The sequence below is a fragment of the Citrobacter sp. Cpo074 genome (genome assembly GCF_030332745.1).
Lineage (GTDB): Bacteria > Pseudomonadota > Gammaproteobacteria > Enterobacterales > Enterobacteriaceae > Citrobacter > Citrobacter portucalensis.
Genome location: NZ_JAOWHG010000027.1, coordinates 1,209,282 through 1,224,540, shown reverse-complemented (window position 1 = coordinate 1,224,540; position 15,259 = coordinate 1,209,282). Strand labels below are relative to the sequence as shown.

The following is a 15,259-nucleotide window of genomic DNA, read 5'->3' as shown; positions in this document are numbered from 1 at the left end:
CTTAATCCTTAGTTTGCAACAGCGCGATGGTGCGGTTCATTTCGTTAAACACGATGTTGAGACCTTCATCGAAACCCATACCCGGTTTGATCAGCATGCGCATTGGACGCGCGGCCAGCGCGACGTGTACGCAGGTACGAGCACTGATTTCCGTTTCGTTACAGGTACCGCCCTGATAGGCTTCCATTCCGTGTTTGTTGCAATACAGCACTGCATCAACGATGTTGTGAATACCGCCCAGGTCCGGGGTTTTAATCTGCACCATGTGGCAGCTGCCCGCGTCGGTGAAGTCCACGATATCCTGATAGGTGTTACACCATTCATCCGCAACGATTTTCACGCCAGAACCCAGACGAGTCAGCTCCTGAGTGATCTCGGTTAACATGCGGATCTGATCCGGCTTGTTACCGGCATCAACCGGGCCTTCAATGTACAGCGGCAGGCCTTGCGCTTCGGCTTCCAGGCTGGCGATGTATTCGGCGCAACGCACTGGATCCATATCGAAGATCAGACCGATGGTGCCGTAGACATCAATGTGCAGCGTTGGGTGATAGCTATCGTTGGTGCGCAGGCTCAGGATGCGGTTAGACAACCAGCGGACGTACTCACGCAGTTTTTCACCTTTAAAGCCCAGCTTCTCTTCAACGTTATTGATCAGCGCATGCGGCAGGACATCCACACCTTTGAGGATCATCTTGTCGACGGCGATATAACGGTCGTCGCCGCTCTGACCAAATAACGGAATGGCTTCCGGGACGCATGGCAGCTGCCATTCATCACAAACCACTTCGGCTTTCAGACGACCGGTAGCCAGTGCCGCCGCGTCGAGCAGCGCCTGAGACAGACCATAACGTACGGCGGTATGCAGCAGATGGCCGTCAATACGCAGTTCGTCAAAGAAACGGGCGTTGGTCAGGAACGAATCAACGTCACGACCTTCCAGTAACGGCTTGATGTGGTCGTTGAGGAACGGAATGAAGTTTTCAGCCAGGAACAGTGGGTCACGACCGCCTGCACCTGAATATTGCACCGCTGCGCAATCGCCCACAGCTACCGCGCCGTTTTCCAGAATCAGCTGTACGGAAACACATTCACCCGCCTGACGAACAGACGTAAATCCTGGCGTTACCGGATCGCCGGTATAGATAAACCCGTCATGACCGGCGCCGTTTTTGATGGCCTGCTGATCGTCAAAATAAAATGAGGAGTAGCCAGCTGTGAAAAGGGCCTGTTTAATTTTCATTATGGTCTTCCTATTAATTTACTGTGGGATACGGCGTTGATGTCATCAATGACCATCTGGAAAGAAGGCTTGCGACCTTCGAAATGTGCGCGCTCTGCAACGTAGTCGTGGTGCAGGGCGAGAATATCTTTCGGCAGCGGCACGGCACCGGCTTCAAGAATACGGATTGCGCCTGTGTTATCGCGAACAGGCAGGATCTTACCGGCGTTACAGGCGGCAGGAGCGAAAGGTACATCCAGCACGCCAGCTTCAAAGGCCAGCACCGTACCGCGTGCAATGTCGCCATTGCCCAGTTCGAAGACTTTCTTCAATACCGCGCGGACTTCGCTCTTAATCAGGTCCACTTCCTGCTCCACGGCAGCGCACTGCGGGAATTTCTGATCGCTGACCATGTTGAGCATCTGGCGTGACGCTTTCAGACCCTGGGCGTTAGCTGCCGCGGTTGGGATACCGAATGCTTCGTGCGGACTTTTGGTAATGACTTTTGTGGCACCAGACATACCGGCAACCGCTGCGCCCCAGGCGATAACGGAGAAGGCTTTTGCTTCATCTTCCGGGAATCCGCCCATCCACTGGTGGAAAACGGTGCTCAGCTCGTAATCGTCGAAGCCATGGTTATGGAAGTATTCGTGGGACAGTTCACGCAGTGCCTGAATAGCAGCGATATCCTGTGTCAGGCTACCGACCTGGCCGTAACCGACGGTAATAGACTTCACGCCCTGCTCCAGCGCCAGCAGACCTTCGATAATCGCGACTGAGTGGGACATGAACGGCGGGATCAGCGTGCCGGTCAGCGGACCAAACGGCTCACGGTTGATGCGAATGCCGTTCTCTTCGTACAGACCCATCAGACGGTCGCAGTACTGCCAGTCACGGATAGATTTTTCCAGGGTTACGCGTTTGGCGTAAGGGATGTTGTAGGAGATACCGCCGCCTTCGTAGCTGGTAAAGCCACTGGCCATGGCGATTTCTGCCAGCAGACGCGCATCCGGTGTACCGTGGCGAACCTGGATCGGTTTATCCAGCGATTCAGTCATACGACGGCAGGCAGCAACCCCGTGATTGACGACCGGTAAACCATTCAGCTTGGAAGTACCTGCTTCGATGGATTTTTGGATCCCGACAGCGGCTTCTTCATAGCGGTTCAGACGGGTATAGGCATCGATAGTACTTGGCAGGAGGTCGCACTCTTCCTGCAATGTTTTGAGCAGCGCAATATGCTCATCCATTAATGCCACACCTGCGCGCGGCTGGCTCAGAGTTTTACCTTCCTGATCGGCCTTCAGCAGGGCGAGGGAGAAACGCTTTTTCTCTGGAATTGATTGCTGGTACTTCACGCCATCTTCGAAGTTCTCAACGTCTTTGCCGGTTTCCCAGGTTTGTAACACCTGATGCCTTTCGGTCATGAATTCGTCGTGGGTCAATTTTTTATTTCGAAGTTCCATTCGTAGCTGCCTTAAGTTTTATAGGGTTAAACACTGAATGCTGGTGCGAGCAGCGGCTTGCGGGTACAGCCTGGCGACGTTTGCCAGTAGAGGGAGCAGGCCATTTGAATCGCGGTAATACTCAAACTGATTCGGTAACAGAATTCTTTTACCCTGGTCGTCCAGCTCCCTGTATTTGAGCCAGTTATGGATATCGAACTGGCTGGCGCGAGAGAGCCATCCCCCTGAACCGACGACTTTGCGTACGGTGGTGAGATCGCGACCCATCTGTAAATCCACATTACCCACGCAGGTGCAAACCTGCTTTTTAGTGCCCGCGTGGCGCTCAGCGGCATAGCCCACGCATAAACCTGCCAGCAGGGTGTCGAAATATTTCTCTTCCTCGCTGAGTGGCAGGTAATCCGGTTGCCCAACCAGGTGGCGTAGATAGCGGTAAAACGCTTCCTCGCGCTGTGGCTGTTGGGCGAAGATGACTTTCACCATATCCTGCGTGCTTTCTCCCACCACAACGGCGGAAACGCGCATTCCAAGGTCGCCTTCAACGGTACGTTTGACGAACGGTTCAGGAACACCATGCAGGACGGTATCGGGGGAGAGGGTATTCGCGCTGGCCGAATAGACATCCGTGGTGGCTCCGCCCATATCAATCAGCATGAATTCCTTCCATGCGCTGTCGTAATCGCTAATGGCTTTGACTAACTCATATACCGTCCATGGCGTCGGCATAGGCTCTTCGCCTGTTTCGCCGACGATAACGTCCAGACCTTTGCCTTTGACGATGCGTGACAAGAACACATCGCAAATCGCCTGGCGCGCGGCAAACGGATTCGGGTGATCGAGGTCCGGCAGAATGTTGTCTACCGTGGTCAGATCCTTATGTCCCAGAATCGTTTGTATTTCGTCCTGAATGTCCCGGTTTCCGGCGTAGATAATGGCGCAATCAAGCTTTGAGCCTGCCAGCGCGTGCGCATTCGCCAGGCCGTAACTTTCTTCGCCACCGTCTGTCCCGCCGGTAAACAACAGAATGTCTGGCGGTGATGATTCCAGCTCCTGGATGTCATGACGGTTCAGCTTGTACGAATAATATTGCGCGATTTTCGCTCCTGCCGAATGGGCGGTAACTTTTGCCGACTCCAGCGTAATGGAAGGCACCAGCCCCATTGCTGCAACGGCGAGCCCACCTTTCGCTGAGGAGGAGTATTTCAACTGCACTTCACCACTTTTCAGTAACGGGCGAGCATCGGCAACATTCAGCACCTGATTCAGGCTGGCAAAAAAACCGTCTGCCAGATGATGTGTGGTGGTTGGGGTCAGGACATGGTTTACCAGGGTTAATTCCTCGCCTTCATGTGCGAAGAGGGCTGCCTTGGTCCATGTCGAGCCGATATCGACAGAAACTGTTTGCATCAGATGGCCTCTTCCAGGCAACGCTGTTCGAGGCCATTGTGTTGGTGAATATCATTAGTGATAAGCGCGCAAACATCTTCCAGATCGTGGCTGGGGGCGAAGACCCGGTTAAAGCCCATCTCTTTAAACTTCACTTCCACGTAGGCGAAGTCATGTTTACCGACGACCAGGTTGCCGCCGACGTACAGCAGAATGTCGCCAAGGCCGCGTTCGATGCAGCGCTCACGTAGTCCGAGGCAGTCAATGTCGCCATGACCGTAGATAGAGGACACCACGATGGCATCGGCGCCTGTTTCAATCGCAGCATCAATATATTCATCCTGGCTCACCATCACCCCGAGGTTGATTACGTGAAAATCATGAGCAGTAAAAACGCGATCCAGAACTTTATTACCTACTGCATGGCAGTCAGCACCGATGACGCCAATAACAAGTGTAGATTTCTTCATGGGTAATCCTCTGTAGGGCTGATGGTCAATAAGTGAAATTATTTTCTAATATTTAGAACATGGATTGTGACAACCTCTTAATAGGGTTGGAGTTTCTGTGGAAGCGAAAAAGGAAGCAATTGATCTATTTTCAAAATATCCTGAGAAAAATGATTGTTATATTTGCCATCTATAAAATCCGTTAATAATCAATGTGATGGGTTATCTTTTCTTAGCTTTGTTTAATTTATTAGGGAATTGGGTAATAAATGACTTGCCATGTTTGTGATCGAAATCTTATTTTGTTATGCGCGCCATTTATGACGTGTTTTAAATAATTTCAAAAATCCCAATTACTAATTAACTTGTGAACGACATAACGGTTTTTTATTTTTTAATCTTATATGTCACAATTCATTTTTGTTAAATTTAGGATAAAAATGATAAGGAAATGTTTGTGGCATATTTAATCTTTGCCACATAAGAGAGGAGGGGTGTTAATGATAACTTTCAGTGATGATTTAAGCGAGACGTCAGCGTTCTCTCGCAGAACGACAAACGCAATGCATCGGTCATTGTGGAACGTTTTCGCTTCCAGTTGAGATAGTTACATCTCGGTGTTAATTATAAGTAAAATTTAAATGAATAATTTGTATGAAATAACAAATCCATGACTTGCTAAACAAAAAACTGTGAGCTACCCAGCATTAGTGATTCTTTATCTTCTATCAATTAAGTCATCCGGGCTGGTTAAAAGATCGTGTACATTTAAATAAATATCCTATCATTTGTAGTAACGGCAATTACTCATTGAAAAACATGTTGTTAACATCGCGTTTACTAGTAGCGTGAGTGCTAAACACTATTAACATTAAATTTGAAAATTGATTCAAATCAATGTTTAAAACTTGGAAAACAGCATCAAAAGAGGGTAAATTGCTTCAGATCAAATTGGTCTGAAAGTGGTAAATTAGCTATAAATTGATCACTATCGAAAAATGCAAATTTGTCTCGATAAAAACCTGTTTATTGTAAGGATTTTACGGCGTAATATAATTGCGGGATCAATTTGAGTGTTTTATTAACATGTTTGTAACCTTTCATCATTGTCCTTTCTTCAAATGAGAGGAAAGGGTAGCGGCGGAAGGAAGCAGATAAATTTGTATTGGGGCATGCGTGTGACCCTTTCTAACGGGGTTCACTCTCGGAGTCTTCATGCGATGAGCAAGGAGTCATGATGTTAGATATAGTCGAACTGTCGCGCTTACAGTTTGCCTTGACCGCGATGTACCACTTCCTGTTTGTGCCACTGACGCTCGGTATGGCGTTCTTGTTGGCCATCATGGAAACGGTCTACGTCCTTTCCGGCAAACAGATTTATAAAGATATGACCAAGTTCTGGGGCAAGTTGTTTGGTATCAACTTCGCTCTGGGTGTGGCTACCGGTCTGACCATGGAGTTCCAGTTCGGGACTAACTGGTCTTACTACTCCCACTATGTAGGGGATATTTTCGGTGCGCCGCTGGCGATCGAAGGTTTGATGGCCTTCTTCCTCGAATCCACCTTTGTAGGTCTGTTCTTCTTCGGCTGGGACCGTTTGGGTAAAGTCCAGCATATGTGTGTCACCTGGCTGGTGGCTCTGGGTTCTAACCTGTCCGCGTTGTGGATTCTGGTTGCGAACGGCTGGATGCAGAACCCAATCGCAGCGGATTTCAACTTCGAAACCATGCGTATGGAGATGCTGAGCTTCTCTGAACTGGTGCTCAACCCGGTAGCACAGGTGAAATTTGTTCACACTGTGGCATCTGGTTATGTATGTGGCGCGATGTTCGTTCTGGGTATCAGCTCCTACTATATGCTGCGCGGTCGTGACTTCGCGTTTGCTAAACGTTCTTTTGCTATCGCTGCCAGCTTTGGTATGGCTGCTATTCTGTCTGTTATCGTTCTGGGTGATGAATCTGGTTACGAAATGGGCGACGTGCAGAAAACCAAACTCGCTGCGATTGAAGCAGAATGGGAAACTCAGCCTGCACCGGCTTCCTTCACGCTGTTCGGTATTCCGGACCAGGATGCGCAGGAAAACCATTTTGCGATTCAGATTCCTTATGCGCTGGGCATCATTGCCACCCGCTCTGTTGATACACCGGTCATTGGTCTGAAAGACCTGATGGTGCAACACGAAGAGCGTATCCGTAACGGGATGAAAGCGTATCAGCTGCTGGAAGAACTGCGTGCTGGTACTACCGACCAGGCCGTTCGCGACCAGTTCAACAGCATGAAGAAAGACCTGGGTTATGGTCTGCTGTTGAAACGCTATACGGACAAAGTTACCGACGCGACCGAAGCGCAAATTCAGCAGGCAACGAAAGATTCTATTCCTCGCGTTGCGCCGCTGTACTTCGCTTTCCGTATCATGGTGGCATGCGGCATTCTGATGCTGGCAATTATCGCGGTGTCCTTCTGGACTGTGCTTCGTAACCGTATCGGTGAGAAAAAATGGCTGCTGCGCACCGCGCTGTATGCGATTCCTCTGCCGTGGATTGCTATTGAATCCGGTTGGTTTGTTGCAGAGTACGGTCGTCAACCGTGGGCGATTGGTGAAGTGTTACCAACAGCCGTAGCGAACTCTTCGCTGACTGCTGGCGACCTCATCTTCTCGATGCTGTTGATTTGCGGCCTGTATACCCTGTTCCTGGTGGCTGAACTGTATCTGATGTTCAAGTTCGCACGCCTTGGGCCGAGTAGCCTGAAAACCGGTCGTTATCACTACGAGCAGTCCACTGTGACTTCTCAGCCGGCACGCTAAGACAGGAGTCGTCAAATGATCGATTATGAAGTATTGCGTTTTATCTGGTGGCTGCTGGTTGGCATTCTGCTGATTGGTTTTGCGGTCACTGATGGCTTCGACATGGGGGTGGGCATGCTCACCCGTTTCCTCGGTCGTAATGATACCGAGCGTCGAATTATGATTAACTCCATTGCCCCGCACTGGGACGGTAACCAGGTTTGGCTCATCACCGCGGGTGGCGCACTGTTCGCTGCCTGGCCGATGGTGTATGCCGCTGCGTTCTCCGGTTTCTATGTGGCGATGATTCTGGTTCTGGCGTCCTTGTTCTTCCGTCCGGTCGGTTTTGACTACCGCTCTAAGATTGAAGATATGCGCTGGCGCAACATGTGGGACTGGGGCATCTTCATTGGTAGCTTCGTGCCACCGCTGGTGATTGGCGTGGCGTTCGGTAACCTGCTGCAAGGGGTTCCGTTCCACGTAGATGACTACATGCGTTTGTACTACACCGGTAACTTCTTCCAGTTGCTGAATCCGTTTGGTCTGCTGGCAGGTGTCGTGAGCGTTGGGATGATCATCACCCAGGGTGCGACCTATCTGCAGATGCGTACGGTAGGTGAACTGCATCTGCGTGCTCGTGCAACTTCACAGGTTGCGGCGCTGGTGACTCTGGTCTGCTTCGCGCTGGCCGGTGTGTGGGTGATTTATGGTATTGACGGTTATGTTGTGACCTCAGCACTGGATCATCATGCTGCCTCTAACCCGCTGACCAAAGAAGTGGCTCGTGTGGCTGGCGCATGGATGGTGAACTTTAACAATGCACCTATCCTGTGGCTGGTTCCTGCACTGGGCGTGGTTCTGCCGCTGTTGACCATCCTGACTTCTCGTATGGAGAAAGGGGCATGGGCGTTTGTCTTCTCCTCACTGACGTTAGCCTGCATCATCCTGACTGCCGGTATCGCAATGTTCCCGTTTGTGATGCCATCCAGCACCATGATGAACGCAAGTTTGACCATGTGGGATGCCACCTCCAGCCAGCGTACATTGAATCTGATGACCTGGGTCGCGGCGGTGTTTGTACCGATCATTCTGCTGTACACCAGCTGGTGTTACTGGAAGATGTTCGGTCGCATCACTAAAGAAGATATTGAAAGTAACACCCACTCTCTGTACTAAGTAAGGAGCTTAAAATGTGGTATTTCGCATGGATTTTGGGAACGCTTCTTGCCTGTGCATTTGGGATAATCACAGCGCTGGCGCTTGAGCACGTTGAATCAGGCAAAGCCGGGCAAGAAGATAGCTAATGACCAACATTATCGCGATGGTATACAACGCGATGGACAAGCGCCCCTTGCGGGCGCTTTCATTTGTGCTGGCAATCGTGTTGGCTGGCTGCATATTCTGGGATCCGTCTCGTTTCGCGGCCAAAACCAGTGAGCTTGAAATCTGGCATGGTTTCCTGCTGATGTGGGCGGTTTGCGCAGGCATTATTCACGGCGTTGGCTTCCGTCCTCGCGCCGTACATTGGCAGGGCATCTTCTGCCCGCTGATCGCGGATATTGTCCTCGTTGTTGGTCTGATTTTCTTCTTCTTTTGAATAAGAAACATCCTTAAATATTTATGGGCTTGCATAAGCCCATAATTTTTTACTCTCCGTTTACTTTCCCCCATTCCAAAGCACCATTCCCGCGCGTATAGTAGCGAAGTTTGAAAGCACTAACCTTTTGTTGCATTACCGGGATGTACAGTGAAGACAGCGCGATATACAACGACATTCTTGATGCATCGCGGCGGCAAGAACGCGAATCACCAGACGCTTACGAAGGTAAGTAACTGGTGCGAGTGGGCGAAGCCAACAAAGAGGCAGTAGGAATGAATAAGTATATGTTTCGATGGCCGGTTCGTGTCTATTATGAAGATACCGATGCCGGTGGGGTGGTTTACCACGCTAGTTACGTCGCTTTTTATGAAAGAGCACGCACAGAAATGCTTCGTCATCATCACTTCAGTCAGCAGGTCCTGTTGGCCGAACGTGTCGCCTTTGTGGTGCGCAAGATGACCCTCGAGTATTTTGCGCCTGCCCGGCTCGACGATATGCTCGAAGTTCAAACCGAAATTACGTCAATGCGTGGCACCTCATTGGTTTTCACGCAACGCATTGTCAACGCAGAGAACACCGTGCTGAATGAGGCCGAAGTTCTGATTGTTTGCGTTGATCCACTCAAAATGAAGCCTCGTGCGCTTCCCAAGTCTATTGTCGCGGAGTTTAAGCAGTGACTGACATGAATATCCTTGATTTGTTCCTGAAGGCAAGCCTTCTGGTTAAACTTATCATGTTGATTTTGATTGGTTTCTCAATCGCATCCTGGGCCATCATCATCCAACGGACCCGTATTCTTAATGCTGCTTCACGTGAAGCCGAAGCATTTGAAGACAAGTTCTGGTCCGGCATTGAATTGTCGCGCCTGTACCAGGAAAGCCAGGGGCGTCGTGATAATTTGGCGGGCTCGGAACAAATTTTCTATAGCGGATTCAAGGAATTTGCGCGTTTGCATCGGGCAAATAGCCATGCGCCGGAAGCGGTCGTAGAGGGGGCTTCCCGTGCGATGCGTATCTCGATGAACCGTGAGCTGGAAACGCTGGAAACGCATATTCCATTCCTCGGCACCGTTGGCTCCATCAGCCCGTATATCGGTCTGTTCGGTACCGTTTGGGGGATCATGCACGCATTTATCGCGCTGGGCGCGGTAAAACAGGCGACGCTGCAAATGGTCGCACCGGGTATCGCAGAAGCGTTGATTGCAACGGCTATCGGTCTGTTTGCGGCAATCCCGGCGGTTATGGCCTACAACCGTCTGAACCAGCGCGTGAACAAACTGGAACTGAATTACGACAACTTTATGGAAGAGTTCACCGCGATTCTGCACCGCCAGGCGTTTACCGTTAGCGAGAGCAACAAGGGGTAAGCCATGGCCAGAACGCGTGGACGAGGTCGTCGCGAACTCAAGTCCGAAATCAATATTGTACCGCTGCTCGACGTACTGCTGGTGCTGTTGCTGATCTTTATGGCAACCGCACCGATCATTACGCAGAGTGTGGAAGTCGACCTGCCGGATGCGACCGAGTCGCAAGCCGTCAGCAGTAACGACGAACCCCCGGTCATTATTGAAGTTTCCGGTATTGGGCAATACAGCGTGGTGGTTGAGAAAGATCGTATGGATCAACTACCACCGGAGCAGGTTATTGCGGAAGCGAAAAGCCGCCTGCAGACCAATCCGAAAACGGTCTTTTTAATCGGTGGTGCGAAAGACGTGCCTTATGATGAAATAATTAAAGCGCTGAACTTGTTACACAGTGCAGGCGTAAAATCGGTTGGCTTGATGACGCAGCCAATCTGATGACTGCGTTTTGCTGGCTTGAAAGATAGCACGTAACAGGCGAACAGTTTTTTGGGAACCGAGAGTGTCAAAGGCAACCGAACAAAACGACAAGCTCAAAAGGGCGATAATTATTTCAGCGGTGCTGCATGTCATTTTATTTGCAGCGCTGATCTGGAGTTCGTTCGATGAGCACATTGATGCTTCAGCCGGCGGCGGTGGCGGTTCGTCCATCGACGCCGTTATGGTCGATCCTGGCGCCGTTGTGCAACAGTACGACAGGCAGCAGCAACAGCAGGCAAGTGCGAAACGCGCTGAAGAGCAGCGTGAAAAGCAGGCGCAGCAGCAAGCTGAAGAACTTCGCGAGAAGCAGGCAGCTGAGCAAGAGCGACTGAAGCAGCTGGAAAAAGAACGTTTAGCCGCGCAGGAAAAAGTGCGCGAACAGGCGGAACAGCAGAAGCAAGCTGAAGCCGCCGCAGCGAAAGCGCAAGAGCAACAGAAACAGGCTGAAGAGGCTGCGGCGAAGGCTGCTGCAGACGCGAAGGCTAAAGCTGATGCCCAGGCTAAGCAAGCGGCAGATGCCGCGAAGAAAGCCGCTGCAGACGCACAGAAAAAAGCTGAGGCTGAAGCCGCTAAAGCCGCCGCTGATGCGAAGAAAGCTGCAGAAGCACAAGCAGCTAAGGCAGCTGCGGACGCTGCGAAGAAAGCACAGGCTGAGGCCGCTAAGCAAGCAGCAGCCGAGAAAGCTGCTGCTGAGAAAGCAGAAAAAGCCGCTGCCGCGAAAGCTGCCGCTGCTGAAAAAGCGGCGGCTGATAAGAAAGCCGCTGCAGAAAAAGCAGCAGCAGACAAAAAAGCTGCAGCTGAGAAAGCCGCTGCCGATAAGAAAGCTGCGGCAGATAAAGCAGCTGCTGCTAAAAAGGCTGCGGCCGAAAAAGCCGCTGCAGCCTCTGGCGTTGACGACTTGTTGGGTGACCTGAGCTCCGGTAAGAATGCACCGAAATCGGGCGGTGGAGCGAAAGGAAACGGCCAACCGGCGAAAGATAGTGGTACAAGTGGTGCCAATGGCGGTGCATCTGGCGCTGATATCAGTGCTTACGCATCTCAAATTCGCAATGCGATCCAGAGCCGTCTGTATGGTGCAGATTTGTATGCAGGTAAATCTTGCGTATTACATATCAAGTTAGCACCCGATGGTCTGTTACTGGATGTGACCGAAGAGGGCGGGGATCCGGCATTGTGTCAGGCTGCGCTGACGGCTGCGAAAACCGCAAGAATTCCTAAACCGCCTAGCCAGGCAGTTTATGAAAAAGTAAAAGATGCCAAACTGGACTTCAAACTGTAATAACGCCCCCTGAGAAATCAGGGGAAACGGTCTAAGGTTGAGACAGAGTTCTGGTAGTTTTGTGTATTTGAGTTTGTTAACATTCTGCTAAATTATCGTGGGCTTTCCGTCCAGATAAGGGAGATATGATGAAGCAGGCATTACGAGTAGCATTTGGTTTTCTGATGCTGTGGGCAGCGGTGCTGCACGCAGAAGTACGTATCGAGATCACCCAGGGGGTGGACTCGGCGCGCCCGATTGGTGTTGTCCCCTTCCAGTGGGCAGGACCGGGTGCTGCACCTGAAGATATCGGTGGTATCGTAGGTGCTGACCTGCGTAACAGCGGTAAATTTAACCCGTTAGACCGTTCTCGTCTGCCTCAGCAGCCCGGTACCGCGCAGGAAGTTCAACCTGCCGCGTGGTCTGCGCTGGGCATTGATGCCGTAGTCGTCGGCCAGGTTACGCCGAACCCGGATGGTTCTTACAGCGTTGCCTATCAGCTGGTTGACACCGGTGGCGCACCGGGTACCGTACTGGCACAGAACACCTATAAAGTGAACAAGCAGTGGCTGCGTTACGCGGGCCATACTGCAAGTGACGAAGTGTTTGAAAAACTGACCGGCATTAAAGGTGCATTCCGTACCCGTATCGCTTATGTTGTTCAGACCAACGGTGGTCAGTTCCCGTACGAATTACGTGTGTCCGACTACGATGGTTACAACCAGTTCGTGGTACACCGTTCTCCGCAGCCGCTGATGTCTCCGGCGTGGTCCCCGGACGGTTCAAAACTGGCGTACGTTACCTTCGAAAGCGGTCGTTCTGCACTGGTTATTCAGACACTGTCTAACGGCGCGGTTCGTCAGGTAGCCTCGTTCCCACGTCACAACGGTGCGCCTGCGTTTTCTCCGGATGGCAGCAAACTGGCGTTTGCCCTGTCTAAAACCGGTAGCCTGAACCTGTATGTCATGGACATTGGTTCCGGTCAGATCCGTCAGGTGACGGATGGTCGTAGCAACAACACGGAACCTACCTGGTTCCCGGACAGCCAAAACCTGGCCTTTACGTCTGACCAGGCCGGTCGTCCGCAGGTATATAAAGTTAACGTCAACGGCGGTGCTCCGCAGCGCATTACCTGGGAAGGTTCGCAAAACCAGGATGCGGATGTGAGCAGCGACGGTAAATTTATGGTAATGGTAAGCTCGGCCAACGGTCAGCAGCACATTGCCAAACAAGATCTGGTAGCGGGTGGCGTACAAGTTCTGTCGTCAACGTTCCTGGACGAAACGCCAAGTCTGGCACCTAACGGCACTATGGTAATCTACAGCTCTTCTCAGGGGATGGGATCCGTGCTGAATTTGGTTTCTACAGATGGGCGTTTCAAAGCGCGTCTTCCGGCAACTGATGGACAGGTTAAATTCCCTGCCTGGTCGCCGTATCTGTGATAATAAATAATTGATTAATAAAGGAATCATTGAAATGCAACTGAACAAAGTGCTGAAAGGGCTGATGATTGCTCTGCCTGTTATGGCTATTGCAGCGTGTTCTTCTAACAAGAACGCCAGCAATGACGGCAGCGAAGGCATGCTGGGTGCCGGCACTGGTATGGATGCAAACGGCAGCGGCAACATGTCTTCTGAAGAGCAAGCGCGTCTTCAGATGCAACAGCTGCAGCAGAACAACATCGTTTACTTCGATCTGGACAAGTACGATATCCGTTCTGACTTCGCTGCAATGCTGGATGCTCACGCTAACTTCCTGCGTAGCAACCCGTCTTACAAAGTCACCGTAGAAGGTCATGCGGACGAACGTGGTACTCCTGAGTACAACATCTCCCTGGGTGAGCGTCGTGCGAACGCCGTTAAGATGTACCTGCAGGGTAAAGGCGTTTCTGCTGACCAGATCTCCATCGTTTCTTACGGTAAAGAAAAACCTGCAGTACTGGGTCATGACGAAGCGGCTTACGCCAAAAACCGTCGCGCCGTACTGGTTTACTAAGAGAATTGCATGAGCAGTAACTTCAGACATCATCTGTTGAGTCTGTCGTTACTGGTTGGCATAGCGGCCCCCTGGGCCGCTTTTGCACAGGCGCCAATCAGTAGTGTCGGCTCTGGCTCGGTCGAAGACCGTGTCACTCAACTCGAGCGTATTTCTAACGCTCACAGTCAGCTTTTAACCCAACTCCAGCAACAACTCTCCGATAATCAGTCCGATATTGATTCCCTGCGCGGTCAAATTCAGGAAAATCAGTATCAACTGAATCAGGTTGTTGAACGCCAGAAGCAGATATTGCTGCAGATGAATAATCTTGGTAGCGGTAGTGCACCTGCGGCGCAATCTGCGGGCGGCGATCAGAGTGGGGCAGCAGCAACCCCTGCACCTGATGCGGGTGCAGCGGCAGCGTCAGGTGCTCCGGTACAAACTGGCGATGCGAATACCGATTACAATGCGGCCATTGCTCTGGTGCAGGATAAATCCCGCCAGGATGACGCGATTGAAGCATTTCAGAACTTCATTAAAAAGTACCCAGACTCAACTTACCTGCCAAATGCGAATTACTGGCTGGGTCAGTTGAATTACAACAAGGGGAAAAAAGATGATGCAGCGTTCTATTTTGCTTCAGTAGTCAAAAACTTCCCGAAATCACCAAAGGCTGCAGACGCGATGTATAAAGTCGGCGTCATCATGCAGGACAAAGGTGATAAAGAGAAAGCGAAAGCCGTTTATCAGCAGGTTATCACTAAATACCCTGGCACTGATGGCGCGAAACAAGCGCAAAAACGCCTTGGCGCGATGTAATGAACACCATGCGACCAGAAATCGTGTTAATTCTGGTCGCGTCGTGTGATTCCTAAGCAGTTGAGTTATTTACATCGAAATTTTTGTTGCGCTAAAATCTGAAATCAGTAATATATGCCGCCGTTGCCAAGGGATATCAAACAGCCCGAAAGCGGCAAAAAAAGTGGGTCGTTAGCTCAGTTGGTAGAGCAGTTGACTTTTAATCAATTGGTCGCAGGTTCGAATCCTGCACGACCCACCACTAACTTAGTTAGTAAGTAGTATCCAGCGCAGTATCGGGTGATTAGCTCAGCTGGGAGAGCACCTCCCTTACAAGGAGGGGGTCGGCGGTTCGATCCCGTCATCACCCACCACTCGGGGCGTTAGCTCAGTTGGTAGAGCAGTTGACTTTTAATCAATTGGTCGCAGGTTCGAATCCTGCACGCCCCACCAATTTATTGGTGGCACCGAGTAAAAA

The 15,259-nt window shown here is 51.0% G+C and carries 15 protein-coding genes and 3 tRNA genes; 14 read left to right on the top strand and 4 right to left on the bottom strand.

Annotated features, from left to right (window positions below; all coding sequences use genetic code 11):
- Position 1 precedes the first annotated feature (1 nt).
- From OGX83_RS10545 to glmS, 4 genes are read right to left on the bottom strand one after another with little or no spacing between them, the layout of a single operon-like run.
- Positions 2 to 1,243: a methylaspartate ammonia-lyase gene (locus tag OGX83_RS10545; protein WP_032942736.1), complete on the bottom strand. Its 1,242-nt coding sequence runs from the start codon at positions 1,241 to 1,243 to the stop codon at positions 2 to 4.
- Entirely contained in the window at positions 1,243 to 2,688 is a 1,446-nt protein-coding gene (locus OGX83_RS10540; RefSeq protein ID WP_003831428.1) for a methylaspartate mutase subunit E, read from the bottom strand. Before OGX83_RS10540 ends, OGX83_RS10545 begins: the two co-directional genes overlap by 1 nt.
- An 18-nt stretch (positions 2,689 to 2,706) precedes the next feature.
- On the bottom strand, positions 2,707 to 4,095 hold the full coding sequence (glmL, locus tag OGX83_RS10535) for a methylaspartate mutase accessory protein GlmL (RefSeq protein WP_003831429.1): 1,389 nt from the start codon (positions 4,093 to 4,095) through the stop codon (positions 2,707 to 2,709).
- Positions 4,095 to 4,544 (bottom strand): methylaspartate mutase subunit S, encoded by a 450-nt coding sequence (gene glmS, locus OGX83_RS10530; RefSeq protein ID WP_286588007.1) that lies wholly within the window; start codon positions 4,542 to 4,544, stop codon positions 4,095 to 4,097. The genes glmL and glmS overlap by 1 nt, the downstream gene beginning before the upstream one ends.
- Before the next feature lie 1,216 nt (positions 4,545 to 5,760).
- Between glmS and cydA the strand changes: the two genes are divergently transcribed.
- The 14 genes from cydA (at position 5,761) to OGX83_RS10460 (ending at position 15,234) form a co-directional block, all read left to right on the top strand.
- Positions 5,761 to 7,329 (top strand): cytochrome ubiquinol oxidase subunit I, encoded by a 1,569-nt coding sequence (cydA, locus tag OGX83_RS10525; RefSeq protein WP_008784156.1) that lies wholly within the window; start codon positions 5,761 to 5,763, stop codon positions 7,327 to 7,329.
- Between the two features lie 15 nt (positions 7,330 to 7,344).
- Positions 7,345 to 8,484, top strand: coding sequence for a cytochrome d ubiquinol oxidase subunit II (gene cydB / locus OGX83_RS10520; RefSeq protein ID WP_003831431.1), 1,140 nt, complete (start codon positions 7,345 to 7,347; stop codon positions 8,482 to 8,484).
- Positions 8,485 to 8,498: 14 nt separating this feature from the next.
- Positions 8,499 to 8,612, top strand: a complete 114-nt coding sequence (gene cydX / locus OGX83_RS10515; protein ID WP_003022970.1) for a cytochrome bd-I oxidase subunit CydX — start codon at positions 8,499 to 8,501, stop codon at positions 8,610 to 8,612.
- A complete protein-coding gene (gene ybgE, locus OGX83_RS10510) occupies positions 8,612 to 8,905 on the top strand; it encodes a cyd operon protein YbgE (RefSeq protein ID WP_003831434.1) in 294 nt (97 codons plus the stop codon). Before cydX ends, ybgE begins: the two co-directional genes overlap by 1 nt.
- Before the next feature lie 275 nt (positions 8,906 to 9,180).
- Positions 9,181 to 9,585 carry a tol-pal system-associated acyl-CoA thioesterase gene (gene ybgC, locus OGX83_RS10505; RefSeq protein WP_003831439.1) on the top strand — a complete coding sequence of 135 codons (405 nt, stop codon included), beginning with the start codon at positions 9,181 to 9,183 and terminating at the stop codon, positions 9,583 to 9,585.
- A complete protein-coding gene (gene tolQ / locus OGX83_RS10500; RefSeq protein WP_003022976.1) occupies positions 9,582 to 10,274 on the top strand; it encodes a Tol-Pal system protein TolQ in 693 nt (230 codons plus the stop codon). Before ybgC ends, tolQ begins: the two co-directional genes overlap by 4 nt.
- Before the next feature lie 3 nt (positions 10,275 to 10,277).
- Positions 10,278 to 10,706, top strand: coding sequence for a colicin uptake protein TolR (gene tolR, locus OGX83_RS10495; protein ID WP_003022978.1), 429 nt, complete (start codon positions 10,278 to 10,280; stop codon positions 10,704 to 10,706).
- Positions 10,707 to 10,770: 64 nt separating this feature from the next.
- The gene (gene tolA, locus OGX83_RS10490; RefSeq protein WP_008784157.1) at positions 10,771 to 12,027 is read left to right on the top strand and encodes a cell envelope integrity protein TolA; all 1,257 of its coding nucleotides are present in this window, start codon (positions 10,771 to 10,773) and stop codon (positions 12,025 to 12,027) included.
- A 128-nt stretch (positions 12,028 to 12,155) separates the two neighbouring features.
- The gene (gene tolB, locus OGX83_RS10485; protein WP_003022981.1) at positions 12,156 to 13,448 is read left to right on the top strand and encodes a Tol-Pal system beta propeller repeat protein TolB; all 1,293 of its coding nucleotides are present in this window, start codon (positions 12,156 to 12,158) and stop codon (positions 13,446 to 13,448) included.
- A 34-nt stretch (positions 13,449 to 13,482) separates the two neighbouring features.
- On the top strand, positions 13,483 to 14,001 hold the full coding sequence (pal, locus tag OGX83_RS10480; protein WP_003022983.1) for a peptidoglycan-associated lipoprotein Pal: 519 nt from the start codon (positions 13,483 to 13,485) through the stop codon (positions 13,999 to 14,001).
- Between the two features lie 9 nt (positions 14,002 to 14,010).
- The gene (gene cpoB, locus OGX83_RS10475) at positions 14,011 to 14,802 is read left to right on the top strand and encodes a cell division protein CpoB (RefSeq protein WP_003831441.1); all 792 of its coding nucleotides are present in this window, start codon (positions 14,011 to 14,013) and stop codon (positions 14,800 to 14,802) included.
- 165 nt (positions 14,803 to 14,967) lie between these two features.
- A tRNA-Lys gene (locus tag OGX83_RS10470) sits at positions 14,968 to 15,043 on the top strand.
- 36 nt (positions 15,044 to 15,079) lie between these two features.
- Positions 15,080 to 15,155, top strand: a tRNA-Val gene (locus OGX83_RS10465).
- Positions 15,156 to 15,158: 3 nt separating this feature from the next.
- Positions 15,159 to 15,234: transfer RNA gene (locus OGX83_RS10460), tRNA-Lys, on the top strand.
- The last annotated feature ends 25 nt before the right edge of the window (positions 15,235 to 15,259 follow it).

Excerpts from the sequence above, each read along its gene's own strand:
- OGX83_RS10545 (WP_032942736.1), bottom strand. The coding sequence starts at position 1,243 with ATGAAAATTAAACAGGCCCTTTTCACAGCTGGCTACTCCTCATTTTAT.
- OGX83_RS10540 (WP_003831428.1), bottom strand. The coding sequence starts at position 2,688 with ATGGAACTTCGAAATAAAAAATTGACCCACGACGAATTCATGACCGAA.
- glmL (WP_003831429.1), bottom strand. The coding sequence starts at position 4,095 with ATGCAAACAGTTTCTGTCGATATCGGCTCGACATGGACCAAGGCAGCC.
- glmS (WP_286588007.1), bottom strand. The coding sequence starts at position 4,544 with ATGAAGAAATCTACACTTGTTATTGGCGTCATCGGTGCTGACTGCCAT.
- cydA (WP_008784156.1), top strand. The coding sequence starts at position 5,761 with ATGTTAGATATAGTCGAACTGTCGCGCTTACAGTTTGCCTTGACCGCG.
- cydB (WP_003831431.1), top strand. The coding sequence starts at position 7,345 with ATGATCGATTATGAAGTATTGCGTTTTATCTGGTGGCTGCTGGTTGGC.
- cydX (WP_003022970.1), top strand. The coding sequence starts at position 8,499 with ATGTGGTATTTCGCATGGATTTTGGGAACGCTTCTTGCCTGTGCATTT.
- ybgE (WP_003831434.1), top strand. The coding sequence starts at position 8,612 with ATGACCAACATTATCGCGATGGTATACAACGCGATGGACAAGCGCCCC.
- ybgC (WP_003831439.1), top strand. The coding sequence starts at position 9,181 with ATGAATAAGTATATGTTTCGATGGCCGGTTCGTGTCTATTATGAAGAT.
- tolR (WP_003022978.1), top strand. The coding sequence starts at position 10,278 with ATGGCCAGAACGCGTGGACGAGGTCGTCGCGAACTCAAGTCCGAAATC.
- tolB (WP_003022981.1), top strand. The coding sequence starts at position 12,156 with ATGAAGCAGGCATTACGAGTAGCATTTGGTTTTCTGATGCTGTGGGCA.
- pal (WP_003022983.1), top strand. The coding sequence starts at position 13,483 with ATGCAACTGAACAAAGTGCTGAAAGGGCTGATGATTGCTCTGCCTGTT.
- cpoB (WP_003831441.1), top strand. The coding sequence starts at position 14,011 with ATGAGCAGTAACTTCAGACATCATCTGTTGAGTCTGTCGTTACTGGTT.